At 72.6% G+C, this 23,232-nt stretch carries 17 protein-coding genes, 1 tRNA gene and 1 pseudogene; 4 read left to right on the forward strand and 15 right to left on the reverse strand.

Annotated features, from left to right (window positions below; all coding sequences use genetic code 11):
- Positions 1-167: 167 nt before the first annotated feature.
- From BLR33_RS14725 to BLR33_RS14735, 3 genes are all read right to left on the reverse strand, one after another.
- Complete coding sequence (locus BLR33_RS14725; RefSeq protein WP_093784908.1) at positions 168-1,145, reverse strand: ribose-phosphate diphosphokinase; 978 nt, start codon at positions 1,143-1,145, stop codon at positions 168-170.
- Positions 1,146-1,364: 219 nt separating this feature from the next.
- Positions 1,365-2,810: a bifunctional UDP-N-acetylglucosamine diphosphorylase/glucosamine-1-phosphate N-acetyltransferase GlmU gene (glmU, locus tag BLR33_RS14730; protein ID WP_093784909.1), complete on the reverse strand. Its 1,446-nt coding sequence runs from the start codon at positions 2,808-2,810 to the stop codon at positions 1,365-1,367.
- A gap of 72 nt (positions 2,811-2,882) precedes the next feature.
- Positions 2,883-2,954 (reverse strand) — tRNA-Gln (locus tag BLR33_RS14735).
- A gap of 267 nt (positions 2,955-3,221) precedes the next feature.
- Here BLR33_RS14735 and BLR33_RS14740 point away from each other — a divergent pair.
- On the forward strand, positions 3,222-4,238 hold the full coding sequence (locus tag BLR33_RS14740) for an acyl-CoA desaturase (protein WP_407639686.1): 1,017 nt from the start codon (positions 3,222-3,224) through the stop codon (positions 4,236-4,238).
- Positions 4,239-4,335: 97 nt separating this feature from the next.
- Positions 4,336-4,938: a TetR/AcrR family transcriptional regulator gene (locus BLR33_RS14745; protein ID WP_093785183.1), complete on the forward strand. Its 603-nt coding sequence runs from the start codon at positions 4,336-4,338 to the stop codon at positions 4,936-4,938.
- Between the two features lie 196 nt (positions 4,939-5,134).
- On the opposite strand, the gene galK is transcribed toward BLR33_RS14745, so the two are convergent.
- From galK to rsmI, 10 genes are all read right to left on the reverse strand, one after another.
- Positions 5,135-6,286, reverse strand: a complete 1,152-nt coding sequence (gene galK / locus BLR33_RS14750; protein WP_093784911.1) for a galactokinase — start codon at positions 6,284-6,286, stop codon at positions 5,135-5,137.
- Positions 6,283-7,290, reverse strand: coding sequence for a UDP-glucose 4-epimerase GalE (gene galE, locus BLR33_RS14755; RefSeq protein ID WP_093784912.1), 1,008 nt, complete (start codon positions 7,288-7,290; stop codon positions 6,283-6,285). Before galE ends, galK begins: the two co-directional genes overlap by 4 nt.
- Positions 7,287-8,330, reverse strand: a complete 1,044-nt coding sequence (galT, locus tag BLR33_RS14760; RefSeq protein WP_093784913.1) for a galactose-1-phosphate uridylyltransferase — start codon at positions 8,328-8,330, stop codon at positions 7,287-7,289. Before galT ends, galE begins: the two co-directional genes overlap by 4 nt.
- A gap of 481 nt (positions 8,331-8,811) precedes the next feature.
- The gene (locus tag BLR33_RS14765; protein ID WP_093784914.1) at positions 8,812-9,489 is read right to left on the reverse strand and encodes a helix-turn-helix transcriptional regulator; all 678 of its coding nucleotides are present in this window, start codon (positions 9,487-9,489) and stop codon (positions 8,812-8,814) included.
- Positions 9,490-9,821: 332 nt separating this feature from the next.
- Positions 9,822-11,684 carry an outer membrane protein assembly factor BamB family protein gene (locus BLR33_RS14770; protein WP_093784915.1) on the reverse strand — a complete coding sequence of 621 codons (1,863 nt, stop codon included), beginning with the start codon at positions 11,682-11,684 and terminating at the stop codon, positions 9,822-9,824.
- A gap of 173 nt (positions 11,685-11,857) precedes the next feature.
- Positions 11,858-13,666 carry an ABC-F family ATP-binding cassette domain-containing protein gene (locus BLR33_RS14775; RefSeq protein ID WP_093784916.1) on the reverse strand — a complete coding sequence of 603 codons (1,809 nt, stop codon included), beginning with the start codon at positions 13,664-13,666 and terminating at the stop codon, positions 11,858-11,860.
- A gap of 444 nt (positions 13,667-14,110) precedes the next feature.
- Complete coding sequence (locus tag BLR33_RS14780) at positions 14,111-15,025, reverse strand: 4-(cytidine 5'-diphospho)-2-C-methyl-D-erythritol kinase (RefSeq protein ID WP_093784917.1); 915 nt, start codon at positions 15,023-15,025, stop codon at positions 14,111-14,113.
- A 107-nt stretch (positions 15,026-15,132) separates the two neighbouring features.
- Entirely contained in the window at positions 15,133-15,993 is an 861-nt protein-coding gene (gene rsmA, locus BLR33_RS14785; RefSeq protein ID WP_093784918.1) for a 16S rRNA (adenine(1518)-N(6)/adenine(1519)-N(6))-dimethyltransferase RsmA, read from the reverse strand.
- A 136-nt stretch (positions 15,994-16,129) separates the two neighbouring features.
- Positions 16,130-17,044, reverse strand: coding sequence for a TatD family hydrolase (locus BLR33_RS14790; RefSeq protein ID WP_093784919.1), 915 nt, complete (start codon positions 17,042-17,044; stop codon positions 16,130-16,132).
- A gap of 282 nt (positions 17,045-17,326) precedes the next feature.
- Complete coding sequence (gene rsmI / locus BLR33_RS14795; RefSeq protein ID WP_093784920.1) at positions 17,327-18,187, reverse strand: 16S rRNA (cytidine(1402)-2'-O)-methyltransferase; 861 nt, start codon at positions 18,185-18,187, stop codon at positions 17,327-17,329.
- A 116-nt stretch (positions 18,188-18,303) separates the two neighbouring features.
- Between rsmI and BLR33_RS14800 the strand changes: the two genes are divergently transcribed.
- Positions 18,304-20,028: a dolichyl-phosphate-mannose--protein mannosyltransferase gene (locus BLR33_RS14800; RefSeq protein ID WP_093784921.1), complete on the forward strand. Its 1,725-nt coding sequence runs from the start codon at positions 18,304-18,306 to the stop codon at positions 20,026-20,028.
- A gap of 165 nt (positions 20,029-20,193) precedes the next feature.
- On the opposite strand, the pseudogene BLR33_RS14805 reads toward BLR33_RS14800, so the two are convergent.
- Both BLR33_RS14805 and BLR33_RS36120 read right to left on the reverse strand, forming a co-directional pair.
- Positions 20,194-20,469: pseudogene (locus BLR33_RS14805) on the reverse strand (XRE family transcriptional regulator); the annotation flags it as partial.
- A 149-nt stretch (positions 20,470-20,618) separates the two neighbouring features.
- Positions 20,619-21,098: a DUF6193 family natural product biosynthesis protein gene (locus BLR33_RS36120; RefSeq protein ID WP_245771411.1), complete on the reverse strand. Its 480-nt coding sequence runs from the start codon at positions 21,096-21,098 to the stop codon at positions 20,619-20,621.
- A 486-nt stretch (positions 21,099-21,584) separates the two neighbouring features.
- On the opposite strand from BLR33_RS36120, the gene BLR33_RS14810 reads away from it, so the two are divergent.
- A complete protein-coding gene (locus tag BLR33_RS14810; RefSeq protein WP_093784922.1) occupies positions 21,585-23,228 on the forward strand; it encodes a penicillin-binding transpeptidase domain-containing protein in 1,644 nt (547 codons plus the stop codon).
- Positions 23,229-23,232 lie beyond the last annotated feature (4 nt).

Raw genomic sequence — 23,232 nt, forward strand, 5'->3', positions numbered from 1 at the left:
ACGGAGGAACCGGGTCCGCAAACACGGACGGCCGGGCCTCCCTCGCCGAGCAACGCGGGCAAGCCTAACCGGCGGGCGGGCCCGGGACGAAATCGGCCGGAAACGGCGGGCGCCCCCCGCGTACCGCGGGGGGCGCCCGCTCCGGCCCAGGAGTGCTGCGGCGCCGGCTAGTTGGCGCCCTCGAAGAGGCTGGTGACCGAGCCGTCCTCGAAGACCTCGCGCACCGCGTTGGCGATGGTGGGCGCCATCGACAGCACGGTGATCTTGTCGAGCTGGGTCTCGGCGGGGGTGGGCAGCGTGTCGGTGAAGATGAACTCGCTCACCCGGGAGTTCTTCAGCCGGTCGGCGGCCGGGCCGGACAGCACGCCATGGGTGGCGGTGACGATGACGTCGGCCGCACCGTTGGCGAACAGGGCGTCGGCGGCCGCGCAGATGGTGCCGCCGGTGTCGATCATGTCGTCGACCAGCACGCAGACCCGGCCCTTGACGTCGCCGACGACCTCGTGGACCTTCACCTGGTTCGCCACGTCCGGGTCGCGGCGCTTGTGCACGATCGCCAGCGGCGCCCCGAGCCGGTCGCACCAGCGGTCGGCCACCCGGACCCGGCCGGCGTCCGGGGAGACCACGGTGAGCTTGGACCGGTCCACCTTGGCGCCCACGTAGTCCGCCAGCACGGGCAGCGCGAAGAGGTGGTCCACCGGGCCGTCGAAGAAGCCCTGGATCTGGTCGGTGTGCAGGTCGACCGTGAGGATCCGGTCGGCGCCCGCGGTCTTGAACAGGTCGGCCATCAGCCGGGCCGAGATCGGCTCGCGGCCGCGGTGCTTCTTGTCCTGCCGGGCATAGCCGTAGAACGGCACGATCACGGTGATGCTCCGCGCGGAGGCCCGCTTCAGAGCGTCGATCATGATCAGCTGCTCCATGATCCACTGGTTGATGGGGTTGGTGTGGCTCTGGATCAGGAAGCAGTCCGCGCCGCGGGCCGACTCCTCGAACCGCACGTAGATCTCGCCGTTGGCGAAGTCGAAGGCCCGTGTGGGCACCAGGTCCACGCCGAGTTCGGATGCCACCGCCTCCGCCAGATCGGGGTGTGCGCGGCCGGAGAAGAGCATCAGCTTCTTCTCACCGGTCGTCTTGATCCCGGTCACTGCACCGTCTCCTTGGTGTTCGACTGGTGTTCGACACAGCGACACCCGGAGTCGGGCGTGCTGGCGGAATTGTGTGCACCACACACGGTACGCCCCATCCGGCGCACCTGTGCACCTGCGGACGGCCCGATGAGACCTCCCTCACGTGGCCTCACCTGGTCTGACCGGCCCGCATTCCCCATCGGTCCCACCAGGCCCCGCAGGACCCGGGAGTCCTGTTCACTCCTCCTGCCGGGCCGCCCGTTCGGCCGCCTGCGCCGCGGCGCTGCCCGGGCGCTTGCGGGCCACCCAGCCCTCGATGTTGCGCTGCTGCCCGCGGGCGACGGCCAGCGAGCCCGAGGGCACGTCCTTGGTGATCACCGAGCCGGCCGCGGTGTAGACGCCGTCGCCGATCACCCGGGGCGCGACGAACATGTTGTCCGCGCCCGTCTTGCAGTAACTGCCGATCACCGTGTGGTGCTTGTGCTCGCCGTCGTAGTTCACGAAGACGGTGGCGGCGCCGATGTTGGTGTGGTCGCCGATGGTGGCGTCGCCGACATAGCTCAGGTGCGGCACCTTGGTGCCCTCGCCGATGGAGGCGTTCTTCATCTCCACGTAAGTGCCCGCCTTCGCCGCCCGGCCCAGGCGGGCGCCCGGCCGCAGGTAGGCGTAGGGGCCGACGGTGGCCTGCGGGCCGATCTCGGCCTGCTCGGCGACCGCGTCGCGGACCCGGGCCCCCTCCCCCACCACGGTGTCGGTCAGCGTGCAGTTGGGGCCGACCTCGGCGCCCTCGCCGATGCTGGTGGCGCCCAGCAGCTGGGTGTTGGGGTGCACCACGGCGTCGGGGGCGAGCGTCGCCGTGACGTCCAGCCAGGTGGTCGCGGGATCGACGATGGTGGCGCCGTCCAGCATCGCCTGCCGCAGCAGCCGGTCGTTGAGCGCCCGGCGGGCCGCGGCGAGCTGCACACGGTCGTTGACGCCGGCGATCTCGTGGTGGTCGGCGGCGACATGGGCGCCGACCCGGTGGCCGGCCTCGCGCAGGATCGCCAGGGTGTCGGTGAGATATTCCTCGCCCTGCGCGTTGTCGGTGGTGACCTTGCCCAGGGCCTCGGCGAGCAGGCGCGCGTCGTAGGCGTACACACCGGAGTTGACCTCGCGGACCGCCCGCAGTGCCTCGCTCGCGTCCTTCTGCTCGACGATCGCGGTGACCTGGCCGTCCGAGCCGCGCACGATCCGCCCGTAACCGGTGGGGTCGGGCACCTGGGCGGTGAGCACGGTGACCGCGTTGCCCTCGGCGCGGTGGACGGCGGTGAAGTCGGCGAGCGTGGCGGCGGTCAGCAGCGGCACGTCCCCGTAGGTGACGACCACGGTGCCGTCGAGCTCGACACCCTTGCGGCCCAGCTCCTCCAGCGCGGTGCGCACCGCGTGGCCGGTGCCCAACTGCTCCTCCTGGACGGCGGTCAGGGCCCGCGGGTCCACCTCGGCCAGATGCGCGGCGACCTGCTCGCGGCCGTGGCCGACGACGACCACCAGGTGCTCCGGATCGAGCGCCCGGGCGGCCGCCACGGCGTGGCCGACCAGGGTCCGGCCGCAGATCGGGTGCAGGATCTTGGGGGTCGCCGACTTCATGCGGGTGCCCTCACCCGCGGCGAGGATGACGACGGCGGCCGGGCGGATGGCGCTCACGCGGGAGACTCCTCGGCTTCGGATCTGGGACATCCGCAGCTTACCGAGGGGGCGTGGACTTCTCCCCGTCTGCTCCGCCGCCAGGACTCGAACCCGGACTTAAGGCACCAAAAGCCCCAGTGCTGCCAATTACACCACGGCGGATCGACTCCGCTCCGACCGCCCGTTCGGGAGGCCGGCCGGGCCGGACGCCCCCATCATGCCGTACGGGACCCCGCGGGCGCGACGGTGATCCGCGGGCGGCCGCACGGGTAGTCCGCCCCGACGCGGGGAAGGCAACCCTTACCCGACTGGTCCTGTTCCCGACCGGGAGCCGCTGCAATACTGACGGAACTTACGGAGCCGTAGGTTCTGCGGACCGACACCCCACCCACTCCGACGCAAGGGACACATATGACCACACAGACCGACATGATCACGGGGTCCCGCGACCCCCGGCCGTCAGGAAAGGAACCGCTGCCCCGCGCCACGCTCGGCGGGGAGAGCAAGCGGTCCATCGAGCAGATCACCCTGCTGCTGTTCATCTGCATCCCCTTCCTCGCACTGGCCGCCGCGGTGCCGCTGGCCTGGGGCCGGGGCATGAGCTGGCTGGATGTCGGCCTCATGGTGGGCATGTACTTCCTGGGCTGCCACGGCATCACCATCGGCTTCCACCGGCACTTCACGCACGGCGCGTTCAAGGCCAACCGGCCGCTGAAGATCGCGCTGGCGATCGCCGGCTCGATGGCCGTCGAGGGCCCGATCGTGCGCTGGGTCGCCGACCACCGCAGGCACCACCGGTTCAGCGACGCCGAGGGCGACCCGCACAGCCCCTGGCGCTACGGTGAGACCGTCCCCGCCCTGATGAAGGGCCTGTGGTGGGCGCACATGGGCTGGCTGTTCGACGAGGAGCAGACCCCGCAGCAGAAGTACGCCCCCGACCTGGTCAAGGACCCGGCGATCCGGCGCATCTCCCGCGACTTCTGGCTGTGGACCGCGATCTCCCTGCTGCTCCCCCCGCTCGTCGGCGGCCTGGCCACCATGAGCTGGTACGGGGCGTTCACCGCGTTCTTCTGGGGTTCACTCGTCCGGGTGGCTCTGCTGCACCACGTCACCTGGTCGATCAACTCCATCTGCCACGCGGTGGGCAAGCGCCCGTTCAAGTCCCGCGACCGCTCGGGCAACGTGTGGTGGCTCGCGGTGCTCTCCTGCGGCGAGTCCTGGCACAACCTGCACCACGCCGACCCCACCTGCGCCCGGCACGGCGTGCTGCGCGGCCAGATCGACTCCAGCGCGCGGCTGATCCGCTGGTTCGAGATGGCCGGCTGGGCGACCGACGTGCGCTGGCCCACCGCCGACCGCATCGCCGCCCGGCGCCAGGAGAGGGACGAGTCCAAGAACGCCAAGAACGCCGCCGAGACCGAGGGCAAGGTGCGGCAAGCGGCATGATGGGCGCGTGAGCGACGGCAGCACAGACGGCGAAGGCCCTCGGGCGGCCACGCGCACCGCGCCGGCGGACCCGGCCCGGCGCTCCCGGCGGGTCCGGATGACCGGCAAGGAGCGGCGCGAGCAGCTCCTCGACGTCGGCCGGGGCCTGTTCGCCGAACGGGGGTACGAGGGCACGTCCGTCGAGGAGATCGCGCACACCGCGGGGGTCTCCAAGCCGGTCGTCTACGAGCACTTCGGCGGCAAGGAGGGCCTGTACGCGGTGGTGGTCGACCGCGAGATGCGGCGGCTGCTCGACATGGTCACCGGCGCCCTCACCGGCGGCCACCCGCGCGAACTGCTGGAGCAGGCCGCCTTCGCCCTGCTGGACTACATCGAGCAGCACACCGACGGGTTCCGCGTCCTGGTACGCGACTCCCCCGTCGCCCAGTCCACCGGTTCCTTCGCCTCCCTCATCGGCGACATCGCCACCCAGGTCGAGGACATCCTGGGGCACGAGTTCTCCCAGCGCGGCTTCGACGCCAAACTCGCCCCCCTCTACGCGCAGGCGCTGGTCGGCATGGTGGCGCTGACCGGCCAGTGGTGGCTGGAGGCCCGCCGCCCGCGCAAGGCCGAGGTGGCCGCGCACCTGGTGAACCTGTCCTGGAACGGGCTGTCCGGCCTGGAGCCGAGGCCGCGGCTGATCGGCCACCGCAAGAGCTGAACGGGTGACCGGGCGCAGGCCGGGCGCCTCCAGTGGGCCGCCCCGCCCGGGGCCGCCGCCCGAATCCGGCACACCCCTTCCCTTCGACCATCCCGGCCGCGGCCGGGCGTCCGGCGCACCTGCCGCCGTACGGCAGTGCGGGCCGGCCCCTCTCCCCAGAGGGTCGGCCCGCACTGCCGTCAGGGACGCGCGCGCCTCACCACAGGCGGTGCGCCCCCGGGCCGGGTGTGGTGGAGAAGTGCCGCGCCTGGGGCAGCGCCCGGGTGACGGCCGCCGCGATCGGCTCCTCCTGCTCGGCGTCCACCAGCACGATCGCCGAGCCGCCGAAGCCGCCGCCGGTCATGCGGGCGCCCAGCGCGCCGTTGGCGAGCGCGGTGTCCACCACGAGGTCGAGCTCCGGGCAGGAGACCTGGAAGTCGTCCCGCAGCGAGGCGTGCCCGGCGGTGAGCACCGGGCCGATCTCGCGGGTGCGGCCGGCCTCGCACAGTGCCAGCACCTCGGCCACCCGCTGGTCCTCGGTGACCACGTGCCGGGTCAGGCGGCGCAGCCGGTCGTCGGGCAGCGCGGCCAGCGCGTCGTCCAGGGCGTCGAAGGCGATGTCGCGCAGCGCGGGCACCCCGAGCGCGGCGGCGGCCGCCTCGCACCCGGCACGCCGCTCCCCGTAGGCCCCGTCGGCGTGGGCGTGCTTGACGCGGGTGTCCACCACGAGCAGCCGCAGCCCGTCGGCCGCCAGGTCCAGCGGCACCTGGCGCTGGGCGAGGCCGCGCACATCCAGGTGCAGGGCGTGGCCCTCGGTGCAGCAGGCGGAGGCGGTCTGGTCCATGACGCCGACGGGCGCGCCGACGTAAGTGTTCTCCGAGGACTGGCAGAGCACCGCCAGGTCCTGGCGGCTGATGCCCCGCACGCCGTTGAGTTCGGTGAGCGCGAGCGCGGTGACGACCTGGAGGGCGGCCGAGGAGGACAGGCCGCCGCCGACCGGCACGGTGCTGTCGTAGTGGATGTCGGCGCCGCCGATGGCGTGCCCGGCCCGGCGCAGCGTCCACAGCACGGCGGCGGGGTAGCGGGCCCAGCCCTCGGTGGTGCCGGGGGCGAGGTCGGCGACGGCGAGGTCCACCACGCCGCCGTCCATGTCGGCCGAATGCAGCCGCAGCCGGCCGTCCTCGCGCCGGGCGACGGCCGCGCGCGTGGTGTGCGGCAGCGCGAAAGGCATCACGAAGCCGTCGTTGTAGTCGGTGTGCTCGCCGATCAGGTTGACCCGGCCGGGGGCCGCCCAGCCGCCCTCGGGGGCGCGGCCGAAGACGTCCTTGAACGCGGCCTCGAATGCGGCGGTGTCCGCGGTGTCCGTCATGCGTCGCCCTCCCCGAGCGATTGGGTGAACATCCAGGCGTCGCGGACGATCTCCGCGAGGTCGGTGCGGCGCGGCTGCCAGCCGAGCCGGGTACGGGCCTGCTCGGCGGAGGCGACCAGGACCGCGGGGTCGCCGGCCCGGCGCGGGCGCACGGCGGCCGGGATCGGGTGCCCGGTCACCTCGCGGACGGTGTCGATCACCTCGCGCACCGAGAAGCCGCTGCCGTTGCCGAGGTTGCAGACCAGGTGCTCGCCGCTGCCCGCCGCGTCCAGGGCGAGCAGGTGCGCCTCGGCGAGGTCGGCGACGTGGATGTAGTCGCGCACGCAGGTGCCGTCGGGCGTCGGGTAGTCGTCGCCGAAGATCGCGACCTCGCTCCTGCGGCCCTGGGCGACCTGGAGCACCAGGGGGATCAGGTGCGACTCGGGGTCGTGGCGCTCGCCGTGCCGGCCGAAGGCGCCGGCGACGTTGAAGTAGCGCAGCGAGACCGCGGCCAGGCCGTGTGCGGCGCACTCGCCGGTGATCATGTGGTCCACGGCGAGCTTGCTGGCGCCGTAGGGGTTGGTGGGGGCGGTCGCCGCGCTCTCGGTGATCGGGACCGTGACCGGCTCGCCGTAGACGGCGGCGGTGGAGGAGAAGACCAGGGTGCGCACGGCCGCCTCGCGCATGGCGGCGAGCAGCTCCATGGTGCCGGCGACGTTGTTGCGCCAGTACTTCTCCGGGGCGGCCACCGACTCGGCGACCTGCGAGGAGGCGGCGAAGTGCAGCACCGCGTCGTAGGAGGAGTCGAGCACCTTGGCGGCGTCCTGGACCCGGGCCTCGACGAACTCGGCGCCCTCGGGGACGCCTTCGCGCACCCCGGTGGACAGGTCGTCGAGCACGGTGACGCGGTGGCCGGCCGCCAGCAGGTGGGCGGCGACCACCCCGCCGACGTAGCCGGCGCCGCCGGTGACCAGCAGCTTCTTCGTGTTCTTCGGGTTCTCCGGGGAGATCGGGGAGTCGGTCACTGGCCGGCCACCTCTCGCAGTCGTGCGGCGGCGGCCTCCGGCGGCACGTCGTTGACGAAGGCGCCCATGCCGGACTCGGAGCCCGCGAGGAACTTCAGCTTGCCCGAGGTGCGGCGGATGGTGAAAAGCTCCAGGTGCAGGGCGAAGTCCCGCCGCTCGGGCGCGGTGAAGGGGGCCTGGTGCCAGCCGGAGATGTACGGGGTGGGCGGCTGGTCGTCGCCGAAGATCCGGTCGAAGCGGCGCAGCAGGTCCAGGTAGAGGTGCGGGAACTCGGCGCGGGCGTCCTCGTCGAGGGCCAGCAGGTCGGGCACCCGGCGGTTGGGGTAGAGGTGCACCTCGTAGGGCCAGTGGGCCGCGTACGGGGTGAAGGCGGTCCAGTGCTCGCCGGCCAGCACGATCCGGCTGCCGTCGGACCGCTCGTCGGCGAGGACGTCGTCGAAGAGGTTGCGGCCGGTGGCGGCACGGTGCTCGGCGAGCGAGCGCAGCATCAGGCTCGTGCGGGGGGTGACGAAGGGGTAGGCGTAGATCTGCCCGTGCGGGTGGCCGAGGGTGACGCCGATCTCCTCGCCGCGGTTCTCGAACGGGAAGACCTGTACCACGGAGGGGAGTTGGGACAGCTCCCGGGTGCGGTCGGTCCAGGCGTCGAGCACCAGGCGGGCGCGCTCGGGGGTGAGCGAGGCGAAGGAGGCGTCGTGGTCGGAGGTGAAGCAGACCACCTCGCAGCGGCCCTTGTCGCCGGCGAGCGAGGGGAAGCGGTTCTCGAAGACCACGACCTCGTAGTCGGAGGCGGGGATCTCGGTGTGCCGGCCGTCGCGCGAGGGGCACAGCGGGCACTGGTCGGCGGGCGGGTGGTAGGTGCGGCCCTGGCGGTGCGAGGCGATCGCCACGGTGTCGCCCAGCAGCCGGTCGTAGCGGGTCTCGGAGGTGGTGGCGACGGGGTCGAGCGGACGCTCGTCCACCGCCTCGCGGACCACGGAGTCGGCCGAATCGTAGTAGATCAGCTCGCGACCGTCCGCAAGCCGGGTCGGCGTCTTCTTCACCTACGGCACCTCACACCACACGCATCCAACAGAACCGAACACAATGAATCACGAGGCAACAGTACAGTCAATGCGCGGGCCGTATGAACTCCTGAAGGTTTCGGTGAAGGGAGGAGTCGATGGGTCGCCGTGGCGCAGCGCGGTACAGCCCGACACAGCGACACAGCCCGACACGGTGGGGCACAACCAAACAAAGCCGAACAGTTCGCGGGGCGGGAGCTGCGGGTGAGGCTGCGGAGGGGGCCGGGGCCGGGTTCGGAGCGGGGTGCGGGCAAGGTTGCGGCGGGGGTCGAGGCCGTAGAGACGCGGCTTCGGGACGGGGCACGGAGCGGGGCACGGGCCTGCGGGCGCGGGGCGCCGAAGGCGGGGGTGGGCGGGACGGCGGGGCCGGCAGGGGCGGCACGGGATCGGCGGAGGTCAGCGGGGGTCGGCGGGGGTCGGCGGGGGTCGGCGGGGTCCGTACGGCAGGGCTGCCGGCGGGCTACTCGACCGGTTCGGCGGCCGCGCGCTCCAGCAGGCCGGTGCGGGCGGCCAGCGCGGCCGCCTCCAGCCGGGAGCCGACGCCCAGTTTCATCAGCACCCGCTGCACATGCGTGCGGGCGGTGCTCGGCGCGATGCGCATGCCCGCCGCGATCACCCGGGTGTCCTCGCCCTCGGCGACCCGCACCAGCACCTCGACCTCGCGCGGGGTGAGCATGTCCAGCAGCCGGGCGCCCTCGTCGTCGGGCTGACGGGCGGGGTTGAGCAGTTCGGCGAAGGCGCCCTGCAGCAGCGGCTGGGCGACCGCGACCTCGCCGGTCCTGGCCTTGGCCATGGCCCGCTCCACGCCCTCGATCCGCTCGTCGTGCCGCACGTAGCCCGAGGCGCCGGCCGCGAACGCCGCGGCGATGCCGCGCGGGTCGGGTACCGGGCCGAGCACCACCACCGCGACCGTGGGCCGCTCCCGCTTGATCCGCGCCACCGCGTCGAAGGCCCCCGGCTCGGCCGGCGCCGCGGTGCCGAACAGGCAGACCTCCGGCGCCCGGTGCAGCACCAGGTCGGCGGCGCCGCCGGACGGCGCGGTCGCCGCCAGCACCCGGTGTCCGCGCAGTCTCAACGCCGAGGCGAGCGCCTCGGCCAGGAGCCGGTGGTCGTCGACCACGACGAGCCGTACACCCATCTCGGGTCTCCCCCATCCCCCCGGGGTCCGGCCGGCCGCCGGTCCCGGTCCCCAGTCCATACCGCGGCCGGGCCGGTCCCAACCGCGCCCGTGGGCGGGACCACGCGCTCGCGGCGAAAATACCGCTCGCGGCCGTCCCGCGCGCCCCCTACCGGTGGTTACCTCCCACCGTCCCGGCCGATTCCGGCCGCGCCGGCGGCGCTCCGTGGACGACCGCCCGGCAACCGGTCCTCCCGGCCGCCGGGCCGTTCCCCGGCGGTTCCCCCGACGGCCGCGTCCGGCGAGTCCGCGGCCGCCGGGAGCAGCCGGACGGGGTCCGGCCGCAGGCGCCTTCAGCCGTAGCAGATGAAGTACGTCTGGCCCTTCTCGCCCGCGTACACCGTCTTCGTCACCTGGTAGAGCCGGTCGTCGTGCCAGACGTAGTAGTCGTGCAGGCCGCCGCCGGACTCCAGCTTGTCGTACGCGTCGCTGCCCAGGGTCGCGTACGGGGAGATGGCCCCGGTGGCCGGGTCGAGGGTGACGATGCGGCCCTGCTTCTCGTAGTCCGGCGGCTCCAGGGCGAGCACCTTGCCGTCCTGGATGGCGATGCCGGTGATGTCGTAGTTGCCGGTCGGCTTGGCGACCCACTTCTGCTTGCCGTCGGCCTGGCCGAAGGCGGCGATGCCGCTGAGCACGCGGCCGCCGCTGTCGGACTGGCTGTCCAGCGTGAGGTAGACGTTGTCCTGGTCGACCAGCACGTTGTGCACGGCCTGCTTCTCGGTGCCGTCGTCGTCGATGCGGTACTTGTCGGTGCCGAGCGAGATCCGCGACTTCAGCCGCCCGTTGTCGAGCACGGCGACGTCGGTGTACGTCTGGCTCTCGGTGCCCAGCAGCACGACCACCGGGTCGGTGGAGACGATCGCGTTGACCTCGGTGCCGGTCGGCGCGGTCCACGACCACTTGGCGGCGCCGTTCTTGGCCGGGTCGATCACCTGCACCTTGTAGGTGTCGAAGTTGCAGTTGACGACGCCCACGAACTGCTTGCCGCCGGCGTACCCGTCGTCCTCGCAGTCGCCGTCGCCCGAGCGCCACAGCACGCTGTGGTCGCTGAGCTTGTAGGCGACCGAGCCCTCGGTCCAGTCCACGCCCACCGCGTCGCCGCTGATCGCCATCTCGGTGAAGTCGAAGGTGCTGCTGCTGACCGTGCCGGAGCTGGGCAGCTCCTGCGTCCACAGCTCCTTGCCGGCGGCCAGGTCGATCGCCATCACCTTGTCGCAGTCGGCGCCGTACTGGATCGCGGTCATGTTGTCGTACGTGTCGCGGGCCGCGGTGCACTCGCTGCCGCCGGGCGCGGGGATCGACCACGCCTTGGCGCCGGTGGTGATGTCGTAGCCGACGACCTGTCCGATCTGGTTCTTCACCACGTACTTGTCGGTGAACCAGATGCCCAGCGCGTCCTTGAGGTTGTCCTTCTGGGCAACCGTGTCGGCGGGCTTGTCGTATTTGAAGGCCAGCGCGCTGTTGTGGGTCGGCTTGGCGGTCGGGCCGCCCGTGCCTCCGGCGTCCGCCTGCGGTTTGGGGTCCGGCTTGTCGCCGCCGCCCTTGGTGGCGAACCACACGCCACCGCCGACCACGAGCACCGCGGCGACCACGGCCGCGACGATGACGATCATCTTGTTGTTGCGGCCGCCGCCCGGTGCGCCCGGAGCGCCGTAGGGGGCCTGGCCGTAGGGCGGTTGCTGCCCGTACGGCGAGGCGGCCTGCTGCGGGTAGCCGTACTGGCCGGGTGGAGGCGGCGGGGTCTGGCCGTACTGCGGCTGCCCGTAACCGGGTTGGCCGTAGCCCTGGGGGGCGGGGTAGCCGTAGCCGGGGGCCGCGGCCTGGCCCGGGGGCGGCGGCGGGGCCTGGGGCGGGCCCGGCGGGAACTGGCCGGGCGGGAAAGCGGCTTGCGTCGGCGCCGAGGCGTACGGGTTCTGCCCGGGCGGCGGCGGGGACGCGTACGGGTTGTCGCCGGGGGCCGGCGGCTGCGCGGGCCCGGGCGGCGGGGGTACGGGGGCCGGCTGGCCGTAACCGCCCGCGGGCGGGGCGGGGTTGGGCTGCGGGTACGGCGGAGGCGGCGGGCCCTGCTGCGGATGGGGCTGCTGACTGTGCTGCGGGCTCTGCTGCTGTTTGTGCTGCTGGTCCGGCGAAGGGGCGCCCGGCGCAGGAGGCGGCACCGCGCCGTCCGATGGCCCGTACTGTGGCGGGTTACCGGGGGGCGGGGGCGGCTGCGACATCAGGAGGTCCTTCTTCGTACCGGATGATCAAAGGAAGTTCGGTCAAGCGGGAACTCTTTCTATCACCCGGTGCAATTGTCACCCCGGTCCGCAGCTGTACCGTTACCGGGCCGCTACACGTCCTCCGCGAGCTCCAGCCAGCGCGTCTCCAGGTCCTCGCGCTCCTCGCGGAGCGTGCGCAGTTCGGCGTCCAGAGCGGTCACCTTCTCGAAGTCGGTGGCGTGCTCGGCGATCTGCGCGTGCAGCTCTGCCTCGCGAGTGCCGACCTTGTCCAACCGCCGCTCGATCCGCTGCAGTTCCTTCTTCGCCGCCCTGGTGTCGCGGGCGGCGGCCTGGCGCGGCTCGGGGGCCGCCTTCGGCTTCGCCCGCTCCGGTGCCGCGGCCTCGGCGGCCGCCTGACGCCGTTCCAGGTACTCGTCCACACCGCGCGGCAGCATCCGCAGGGTCCGGTCGCCGAGCAGCGCGAACACCCGGTCGGTGGTGCGCTCCAGGAAGTAGCGGTCGTGGCTGATGACGAGCATGGAGCCGGGCCAGCCGTCGAGCAGGTCCTCCAGCTGAGTGAGCGTCTCGATGTCGAGGTCGTTGGTCGGCTCGTCGAGGAACAGCACGTTGGGCTCGTCCATCAGCAGCCGCAGCAGCTGCAGCCGGCGCCGCTCGCCGCCGGACAGGTCGCCGACCGGCGTCCACTGCTTCTCCTTGGTGAAGCCGAACTTCTCGCACAGCTGACCCGCCGTCATCTCCCGGCCCTTGCCGAGGTCGACGCGCTGGCGCACGGACTCCACCGCCTGCAGCACCCGCTGCTCCGGGTCGAGTTCGGCGACCTCCTGGGAGAGGTACGCCAGCCGGACCGTGCGCCCGACGACGACCTTGCCCTGCGCGGGCTGCACCTCGCCCTCGCTGCGGGCGGCCTCCGCCAGGGCCCGCAGCAGCGAGGTCTTGCCCGCCCCGTTCACCCCCACCAAACCGAACCGGTCGCCGGGGCCCAGCTGCCAGGTGATGTGCCGCAGCAGCTCCTTGGGGCCCGCGGTGATGGTGACGTCCTCCAGCTCGAAGACGGTCTTGCCCAGCCGGGAGTTGGCGAAGCGCATCAGCTCGGCGCTGTCCCGCGGCGGCGGGACGTCCTCGATCAGCGCGTTGGCCGCCTCGATCCGGAAGCGCGGCTTGGAAGTGCGGGCGGGGGCGCCGCGGCGCAGCCAGGCCAGCTCCTTGCGCACCAGGTTCTGCCGCCTGGCCTCCTCGGTGGCCGCGATCCGCTCCCGCTCGGCGCGCGCGAAGACGTAGTCGCTGTAGCCGCCCTCGTACTCGTAGACGGTGCCGCGCTGCACGTCCCACATGCGGGTGCACACCTGGTCCAGGAACCAGCGGTCGTGGGTGACGCATACCAGCGCCGAGCGGCGGGCCTGCAGGTGGCGGGCGAGCCAGGAGATGCCCTCGACGTCCAGGTGGTTGGTCGGCTCGTCGAGCACGATCAGGTCCTGTTCGCCGATGAGCAGCTTGGCCAGGGCGATCCGGCGCCGCTCACCGCCGGACAGCGGGCCGATCACCGTGTCCAGCCCGTCGGGGAAGCCCGGCAGGTCGAGCGCACCGAACAGCCCGGTGAGCACGTCCCTGATCCGGGCGTCGCCCGCCCAGTCGTGGTCGGGCCGGTCCCCCACGACCTCCTGGCGCACGGTCGCCAGCGGGTCCAGGGAGTCGCCCTGGGTGAGCACGCCCAGGCGCAGGCCGCCCTGGTGCGTGACCCGGCCGGAGTCGGGCTCCTCCAGGCGGGCCAGCACCCGCACCAGCGTCGTCTTCCCGTCGCCGTTGCGGCCCACCACCCCGATACGGTCCCCCTCCGACACCCCGAGCGAGAGGGAGTCGAGCAGGGTCCGCGTGCCGTAGGTCTTGCTGACGGCTTCGACGTTGACGAGGTTGACGGCCACGGACGGATCTCTCTGTGGGTGCGGAAACTGCGGTGGGTCGGGGCGAGCGGCGGGCGGGGGTGCCGGTCCCGGGGTGTTCGAAGGCTCGGAACGGTTGGCGGTCGGCGGCTGTCGGTCGGTGGTCGGTTCGTGGTCGGGGCGGGGCTCGGCACCCGGTCTGGGGCGGGATCTGGGCAGGGGCGTGGCTGGGCAGGGGTCGTGCGGGCGGTGGGCCAGGGGCCGAACGGGAGTGCCCGGCCGTGCTTCCAGCGTAGTGGGGTGGCGCACGGCGGGGTGGCGGGCCCGGTCCGGCCTGTGGATAACTCCCCACGGCCCAGGCGGGACGCGGGACCGGGCGCGGTGCCGGGCGGCGCAGCCCCTCGCCCGCTGCGGCCGCCCGCCCGCCGGCGCCTTGCCCGTGCGGCCCCCGTACGTCGTACGGCCCGCCGACTCGTACGGCTCCGGCTACGGCTGCGCCAGGACCGCCGCCGCTCCCGCCGGGGCCTCCGCCACCCGCGCGCAGGCGCCCAGTTCGGCCGCGACCTTCGCCGAGCCCTGCGCGTCGGCGGTCAGGAACGCCACCGTCGGGCCGGAGCCCGAGACGATGCCGGCGAGCGCTCCCGCGCCCAGACCCCGCTCGATCGTGTGCGCGAGGTCGGGCCGCAGGGACAGGGCGGCCTCCTGCAGGTCGTTGGACAGCGCCGCGGCCAGTGCCTCCGCGTCGCCGTCGGCAAGAGCGGCGAGCAGCGCCGGGTCGGCCTCGGGCGCGGGTACGTCGGCCACGCCGTCGCCGGTGCCGCGCGCCCGCCGCAGCCGGTCGCACTCGCCGTACACCGCGGGCGTGGACAGTCCCCCGTCGGCGACCGCGAAGACCCAGTGGAAGCCGCCGCCGACCTCCAGCGGGGTCAGCAGCTCGCCGCGGCCGACACCGAGCGCGGCCCCGCCCAGCAGCGGGAAGGGCACGTCGCTGCCCAGCTCGCCGGCCAGTTCGAGCAGCCGCTCGGCCGGGGTGTGCAGTCCCCACAGCGCGTCGCAGGCGAGCAGGGCCGCGGCGCCGTCCGCACTGCCGCCGGCCATGCCCCCGGCGACGGGGATGTCCTTGGCGATGTGCAGGTGCACGTCCGGCGCGACACCCGCGTGCGCGGCCAGCGCGAGCGCCGCCTTGGCGGCCAGGTTGCTCTCGTCCAGGGGAACCGAGGCGATGTCCCGGCCCTCCCCGGTGATCGTCAGCCGGTCGGCGGGCGTCGCCGTCACATGGTCGTACAACCCGACGGCCAGGAAGACGTTCGCCAGGTCATGGAACCCGTCGGCCCGCCGCCCGCCGACGGCGAGCTGCACATTGACCTTCGCGGGCACACGTACGGTGACGGCGGTCACGATCAGATTCTCCTCGGTTCGTACGGTCCTTCCGGGCGGCCGGCCGCCCGGACGTGCGCCACCTTACGGACGCGCGCGGCCCTTCCGGGCTCGCACCGGTCCCCCACCGTTCACACCGGCCGGTGCTCGGCGATGGCGGCGAACTGCTCGACGGTGAGCGCCTCGCCCCGCGCCTGCGGCGAGACGCCCGCCCTGAGCAGCGCCTCCTCCGCCGCGGCCGGGGAGCCGGCCCACCCGGCCAGCGCCGCCCGCAGCGTCTTGCGGCGCTGCGCGAAGGCGGCGTCCACCGCGGCGAAGACGTCCTTCCTGGCCGCGGTGGTGGCAGGCGGCTGCCTGCGCACCAGGGAGACCAGGCCGGAGTCGACGTTGGGCGCGGGCCAGAACACATTGCGCCCGATCGCGCCCGCCCGCCGCACCTCGGCGTACCAGTTCGCCTTCACCGACGGCACCCCGTACACCTTGCTGCCGGGCTGCGCGGCAAGGCGGTCGGCCACCTCGGCCTGCACCATCACCAGCGTCCGCTCGATGCTCGGGAAGGCGGCGAGCATGTGCAGCAGCACCGGCACGGCCACGTTGTACGGCAGGTTCGCCACCAGGGCGGTGGGCGGCGGCCCCGGCAGCGCGTCCACGGCCATGGCGTCGCTGTGCACCAGGGTGAAACGCTCGGCGCGCTGCGGCAGGCGCGCGGCCACGGTGCCGGGCAGGGCGGCGGCGAGCACGTCGTCGATCTCGATCGCGGTGACGCGGTCCGCGGCCTCCAGCAGCGCGAGCGTGAGCGACCCGAGCCCGGGGCCGACCTCGACCACGTGGTCCTGCGGCCGCACCTGCGCGGTGCGCACGATCCGCCGCACGGTGTTCGCGTCGATCACGAAGTTCTGGCCGCGCTGTTTGGTCGGCCGCACCCCGAGCGCCGCCGCCAGCTCGCGGACGTCGGCGGGCCCGAGCAGGGCGCCGGGGTCTGTCGTACTCACACCGGCAAGGCTATCCGCAGCCCGGAGCGGCCCGGTACGCGCGAGGCGGGCGGCATCCGCCGGACGCGCCCCGGCTGCTCGGCGTACGCGCCCGCCTGCGACCGTCGTCCCGGTCGCCTCGGCGACCTCGGCCGCCTCAGTACCCGAAGGCGCGGGCCGTGTTCTGCGCCACCGCCGCCGCCAGGGTGTCCTCGTCCTGGCCGCGGGCCTGCGCCATGGCGCGCAGGGTCACCGGGATCAAGTAGGGCGCGTTGGGCCGGCCGCGGTGCGGGACGGGCGTCAGGAAGGGCGCGTCGGTCTCCACCAGCAGCCGGTCCACAGGGGCGGCGGCGACCGCGTCCCGCAGGTTCTGCGCCGACTTGTAGGTGACGTTCCCCGCGAAGGACAGGTAGTACCCGCGCTCGGCGCACACCCGCGCCATGGCGGCGTCCCCGGAGAAGCAGTGGAAGACCACCGTCTGCGGCGCCCCCTCCTCCAGGAGGATCCGCAGCACGTCGTCGTGCGCCTCGCGGTCGTGGATCACCAGCGCCTTGCCGTGCCGCTTGGCGATGTCGATGTGCCGCCGGAAGGAGAGCTGCTGGGCCTCGACGCCCTCCGGGCCGGTGCGGAAGTAGTCCAGGCCCGTCTCGCCGACCCCGCGCACCTGGGGCAGCGCCGCCAGGGCGTCGATCTCCTCGAGGGCAGCGTCCAGGGCGGCGGGGCCGCCGCCGGGGCGCTCCCCCTGGCGCGACCAGCCGTCCGGGTCGCCGTGCACGATCCTGGGTGCCTCGTTGGGGTGCAGGGCGACCGCGGCCCAGATGTCCTCGTGGTCGGCGGCCGTCTTCGCCGCCCAGTGCGAACCGGCGAGGTCGCAGCCGACCTGGACCAGGGTCCGCACCCCTACTGCCGCGGCCGCGGCCAGCGCCTCCTCCACGGTGCCGGACTGCATGTCCAGGTGGGTGTGCGAGTCGGCGACGGGCACGCGCAGCGGCTCGGGTGCGGGCGGCGCCTCCTTGGAGCCGCGCCCCTGCTTCCCGGGCTGCACGGTCTTCTCGGACTGATCGGTCGCCATGGCTCCGATCCTAGGGTGTGTCTGGCAAATCCCGCCTGGTCGGCGGGGTTTGGCACGCACGCTCGCCGCGTTGTCGGTCGTCGGCGCAGCCCTCCCCCTGAGCCTGCGGCCAGGGAGGTACCCCCAGCGCTCTCTCCCCCTGGGCCTTGCGGCCCGGGAGGTACCCCCACCCTCCGCCTTGCGATCGCACGCACCAAACCCCGCCGACCCCGCCCTCACGGGCGGACGCCGCTATTTGCCAGACACACCCTAGGCCGCGCCCCAGGACGCGCGGCCCGCCGCTCAGGCGGTGCCGTGCTTGGCCGCCACCACTGCGTCGAAGACCTCCCGCTTGGGCACCCCCGCCTCGGCGGCCACCGCGGCGATCGCCTCCTTGCGGCGCTCCCCCGCCGCCTCCCGCGCGGCCACCAGGCGCACCAGCTCCCCTGGTGCCAGATCCCGCGGCCCCGGTGCCGGGGCGCCCTCCACGACCACGGTGATCTCCCCGCGCACCCCGTCCGCCGCCCAGCGCGCCAGCTCCTCCAGGGGGCCGCGGCGCACCTCCTCGTAGGTCTTGGTCAGCTCCCGGCACACCGCCGCCCTGCGGTCGGGGCCGAAGACCGCCGCCATGGCGGCGAGGGTGTCGTCGATGCGGTGCGGGGCCTCGAAGTACACCAGGGTGCGCCGGTCGGCGGCGACCTCCTTCAGGCGCGCCAACCGCTCCCCCGCCTTGCGCGGCAGGAACCCCTCGAAGCAGAAGCGGTCCACCGGCAGCCCGGAGACCGCCAGCGCGGTCAGCACCGCGGAGGGCCCGGGTACGGCCGTCACTCGCACGCCCCGCTCCACCGCGGCGGCCACCAGGCGGTAGCCGGGGTCGGAGACCGAGGGCATGCCGGCGTCCGTCACCAGGAGCACCCGCGCGCCGCCCGCCAGGGCGTCGGCCAGCTCCCCGGTGCGCGCCGCCTCGTTCCCCTCGAAGTACGACACCACCCGCCCGGCGACCTCCACGCCCAGCGCCTGGGTGAGGCGGCGCAGCCGGCGGGTGTCCTCCGCGGCGACCACGTCGGCCGCCGCGAGTTCCGCGGCCAGCCGCGGGGGCGCGTCCCCCACGTCGCCGATCGGGGTGCCGGCCAGGATGAGGACGCCTTCGGTTGCGCTGGTCACCCGTCGAGTCTAGGTGCGCGGGCACCCGCCGCGGCCGTCCGCCGGAATACCGGACAAAGCCGCCCCCGGGGCGCGCACCTCATCGCAATCTCAGACGGTTTCCCTACGATGGCCCGGTGACGAGTGAGACCGTGGCCGAGGAACGTGCCGAGACGGGCACCGGGGCGCAGGCCGAGCCGAGCGCCTGGGCGCGCAGGCTGCGCCGGTTCGGATACGCCGAGAGCGCGCGTACCGACACCCGCGAGCGCCTCGTCCCGCCGTTCCCCGAGCCCGGCACCCGGGTGTGGCAGATGCTCGGCCTCGGCCCGGCGCTCTCCTTGCGCCTGGCGCGCTGGTCCGGCTGGCTCGGCCCGATCCTGGTGTCCCTGTTCGCCGGCGTGATCCGCTTCTGGCACCTGGGCAGCCCGCGCGACGTCGTCTTCGACGAGACGTACTACGCCAAGGACGCCTGGGCGCTGCTCCAGTACGGCTACGAGGGCACCTGGCCCGACGGCAAGGTGTCCAACCCGGAGATCCTCGCCCACCCGCAGGTCATCCCGCTGTCCAACGTGGGCGGCTATGTGGTGCACCCGCCGACCGGCAAGTGGATCATCGCCGTCGGTGAGTGGATGTTCGGCCTGAACCCCTTCGGCTGGCGCTTCATGATGGCGGTGCTGGGCACCCTGTCGGTGCTCATGCTCTGCCGCATCGGCCGCCGCCTGTTCCGCTCCACGGCGCTGGGCTGCATCGCCGGCCTGCTGATGTCGGTGGACGGCTTGCAGTACGTGATGAGCCGCATCGCGCTGCTCGACCTCGTCATCATGTTCTTCGCGCTGGCCGCCTTCGGGTGCCTGCTCATCGACCGCGACTGGTCGCGGGCGCGCCTGGCGGCCGCACTGCCGGTGGACGAGGACGGCTTCGCCCGGCCCGACGACACGGTGGGCTCGCGCACCGGCATGGGCTGGCGCCCCTGGCGCATCGCCGCCGCCGTGATGCTGGGCCTGGCCGCCTCCAGCAAGTGGAACGGCCTGTACTTCCTGGCGTTCTTCACGATCCTGACGGTGCTGTGGGACGTCGGCTCGCGCCGGGTGGCGGGCGCCAGGCGGCCGCGCCTCGCGGTGCTGCGCAAGGACTTGGGCTGGTCGCTGCTGACGATGCTGCCGACCGCCCTGGTGACGTACCTGCTGACGTGGACCGGCTGGTTCATGTCGAGCAACGGATACGGGCGGCACTGGGCCGACGGCCGCGGCGGCACCTGGTCGTGGATCCCCGCGCCGCTGCGCAGCCTGTGGCACTACGAGTACCAGGTCTACCAGTTCAACGTGAACCTGCACGCCTCCCACCCGTACCAGTCCAACCCGTGGAGCTGGCTGGTGCTGGGGCGCCCGGTGTCGTACTACTTCGAGTCGCCCAAGTACGGCCAGGACGGCTGCCGCACAGCTTCCGGGTGCTCGCGGGAGATCCTGGCGCTGGGCACGCCGCTGCTGTGGTGGGCGGCGTGCTTCGCCCTGGTGTACCTGCTGTACCGCTGGATCGCCCGGCGCGACTGGCGGGCGGGCGCCATCCTGTGCGCGGCCGGAGCGGGCTACCTGCCCTGGTTCCACTACCAGGACCGCACGATCTTCTACTTCTACGCCGTCGCCTTCGTGCCCTACCTGTGCCTGGCCGTCACCATGATGATCGGCGCGTTCCTGGGCCCCAGGGAGGCAACCGAAAGCCGCCGGATGTGGGGCGCGGTGGGCGCGGGCACCCTGGTGCTCCTCATCGTCTGGAACTTCATCTACTTCTTCCCGATCTACACGGGCATGACGATCCCCTACCACTCCTGGCAGGCCAGGATGTGGCTGGACAGCTGGATCTAGCCAGGTCTGCAGCATGACGAGGGGCCCCGCGCCGGAAGGCATGCGCGGGGCCCCTCGGTCGTTGTCGGTGGGCGTGGGCCGTCAGCAGACGGCCCAGGAACGGCCCCGAGTTGTGCCTTGGCCCGCTTGCAGAAAGAGCGATCAAAGTCAGACCAACCTCTGCCCGGCCGTCAAGCGTGGCGATTCCCGTCCCTCGACCGCGCGCCGGACATCTCGGACGAGATCGAGCCCCAATGCCGGCCGTCCGACCTCGCACAGCACGTACGCCCGCTCAGCCATCGCGTGAGCCAGGTACATGGGAGCGTCAGCATCCTGCGCTGCCCGCTTGGCCAATTCGTAGAGCCGCCAGGCTCGTTCCACCACGCCCGTATGGAGTGCCTGCCACGCAGCAAGTGTTGAGGCATCCGCCAGCGCGATCGCCATCAGCTCTCTCGCACTTGGCGAAGGCCCGGGCGGGCATGAAAGGCGGCAGTACCTCGACCCGAAACCGCGCGCACCCCTCTCATTGGCCACAGTGGCCCTGGCTTTACCCTGCGCGTACACGCAAGGCCGTAGACAGGGTGTTTCCAACCGTGCCGTGTTGATGGGGATCACACAGGCTTGTCGGCGTGTGCGGTAATTACGGGCTCGGAGTTGATGGGCAGGAGTTGAATAACGAGAAGCACAGCCTCTTCGGCGGTAGCGACCTCGCCGGTCACGACAGAGGGATTGTGCCGGCGCACCTTGAACCGTCCAGTGACCATAGGCTCTACCGATCCGGCCTGCACACTCCAGGGGTAACTGGTGGAGCTGCTGAAGAACAGGGAGAAGTGGCTGGTGAACGGGTACAGCCGCCGGAGCCGTGGTTGAGCAGCAGCAGCCTCAAGCAGTGGAACGATGCCCGGGTACGGGCGCCCGGGAGAGCGAATCTGATGTACGGCTTGTCTCCACTGCCAGGCGAGTCGGAGACTCTGCCAATGAGCCTCGACGGCATCAGCGGGCCCACGGCCGCGGGCCGCGGCGATGTCCGGTAGAACCGGTCTTGGCGGTAGGGGCGACCGTTGCCCGGAGAGCGTGTTGTTCGAGTCCACTGTCGTAGTGTCGCGGCTGGAGCTTGGAACAGGTGCTCTGACGGCAAAAGGATCAAGAACGCCTGTCCGGGGGCGCCAGCGGTGTGCCAGCGACGGCCCACGGACGGCCTACGAGGGGTATACGCCCCCTGGCGATGGTAAGTCTCCCGGTCACTGACACCTCAGGCCGGATTGTCACAACTTCATCCATTTCTTCCCGATCTACACGGGCATGACGATCCCCAGCCCCATCCTGGCAGGCCAGGATGTGGCTGGACAGCTGGATCTGACGCCTGGGACCGGCGGTACGTGCCGCTGCCGCTGCCGCCGCCGGGCGGCTTTTCGTACGGTCGGTCCGGTGTGGGCCGCCGGGCGAGCGGCGGGTTTCGGTCATGTGGTTTTAGTACGAAGCCGTGCCCGGTCCGAGACCTTCCCCACAGGCGCTTCACCTACAGTGCCGGGAGCGCGCTTATTTGAACGCGTTCAACTGGGGAGGGGGGTGTTCTCGTGGCCCTGTCACGAGGCACGAAGACCGGGATCGTGGCTTCGGTGTTCACCGTGATGCTGGTGGTCGCCGGGTACGGCGCCTACAACATCTGGTCGGCACTGGGGAAGGACGACGGCCCGGGGGCGAACTCGCCCTCGGCCATGAACTCGCCCATCAGTTCCGCTCCTCCCTCCGCCAAGGAGGTCCACTCAGCGGCGACCGCCTTCCTCGCCGCCTGGGCGTCGGGTGATGACACCAAGGCGTCGGCCCTCACGGACTCACCGCAGACCGCCGGCGCCGCCCTTGCGTCGTACCGCAGCGACGGCCACGTGACTTCCCTGAAGATCACCCCGACCACGGAGTCGGGCGACCAGGTGAGCTACGACGTCGCCGCCACCGTCTCCGCCCAGGGCATCACGAAGCCCTGGAGCTACACCGCGACTCTCACGGCGGTGCGCTCCTACGGCAACAAGGTCGTCGTGAAGTGGCAGCCGTCGGTGCTCCACCCCGAACTCGGGCCCGGCGAGAGCATCGTGACGGGCGTCGCCTCTCTGCCGGACGTCGACATCGTCGACCGCAACGGCCATGTGATGGACCTGTCCGCCTACCCCTCGCTCGGCGACATCGCCGACCAGTTGCGCAGCCGCTACGGGGCCACCCTCAAGGGCCAGGGGACGCCCCCGGTGGAGACGTACATCGCCGCGGGCGACGGCACCCCCGACAAGGCGCTGGTGACCCTGCGCAAGGGCGTCAGCGCCCATCTGCGCACCACCTTGGACCCGGCCGCGCAGGCCGCCGCGGAAAAAGCCGTGACCGCGCACCCCAACTCCGGGGTGACCGCGCTCGACACCCGCACCGGCGGCATCCTCGCCGTCGCCTTCAACCCGTCCGGCAGCCAGAACCTCGCCCTGCAGTCCCTTGAGGCGCCCGGCTCGACGTTCAAGGTCGTCACGGCCACCGCGCTGCTCAACACCGGCAAGGTCACCCCCTCGACGCACTCCCAGTGCGTCGACGGCTATGCGGCCAAGGGCGGCAAGCCATACCACAACGTCACCCCGGACAACCGGAACGCCGACTTCGCCTGGGACTTCGCCAACTCCTGCAACACCGGCTTCATCCGGCTCTCGGACGATCTGACCCCGAGCAGCCTGACCTCCACCGGCCGCACCTACTACGGCCTCGGCGCCACCTGGTACACCGGCGTCTCCACCTCGGACGGCTCCATCCCCGGGGGCACGGGCGACGAGAAGACCTCGGAGATGATCGGACAGGGCCAGGTCGTGATGACCACCCTCAACATGGCGTCGGTCTCCGCCACCGTCGTCGACGGCCGCTTCCACCAGCCGACGATCCTTCAGGACACCCGGCTGATAAAGAACCGCGCCGACATCGGCACCTCACCGCTGCCCGCGGGCGTGCAGTACGACCTGAAGCTGATGATGCACAAGACGGTCACCAGCGGCACCGCCTATGCGGCGATGCACACCCTCAGCGGCACCGTGGGCGCGAAGACCGGCTCGGCCGAGCACGGCACCGGTACGACGAACGGCTGGTTCACCGGCTACCGCAACCACGTGGCGGCCGCCGCCATGGTGCTCAACGGTGGTGAGGGCGTCGACTCCGCCGGCCCGATCGTGGCCTCGGTGCTCGCCTCGACATCCTGACTGC

It is taken from the genome of Actinacidiphila guanduensis (assembly GCF_900103985.1).
Lineage (GTDB): Bacteria > Actinomycetota > Actinomycetes > Streptomycetales > Streptomycetaceae > Actinacidiphila > Actinacidiphila guanduensis.

Coding starts and splice junctions, on each gene's coding strand:
- BLR33_RS14740 (WP_407639686.1), top strand. CDS start 3,222: ATGATCACGGGGTCCCGCGACCCCCGGCCGTCAGGAAAGGAACCGCTG.
- BLR33_RS14745 (WP_093785183.1), top strand. CDS start 4,336: ATGACCGGCAAGGAGCGGCGCGAGCAGCTCCTCGACGTCGGCCGGGGC.
- galK (WP_093784911.1), bottom strand. CDS start 6,286: ATGACGGACACCGCGGACACCGCCGCATTCGAGGCCGCGTTCAAGGAC.
- BLR33_RS14765 (WP_093784914.1), bottom strand. CDS start 9,489: ATGGGTGTACGGCTCGTCGTGGTCGACGACCACCGGCTCCTGGCCGAG.
- BLR33_RS14790 (WP_093784919.1), bottom strand. CDS start 17,044: ATGGCGACCGATCAGTCCGAGAAGACCGTGCAGCCCGGGAAGCAGGGG.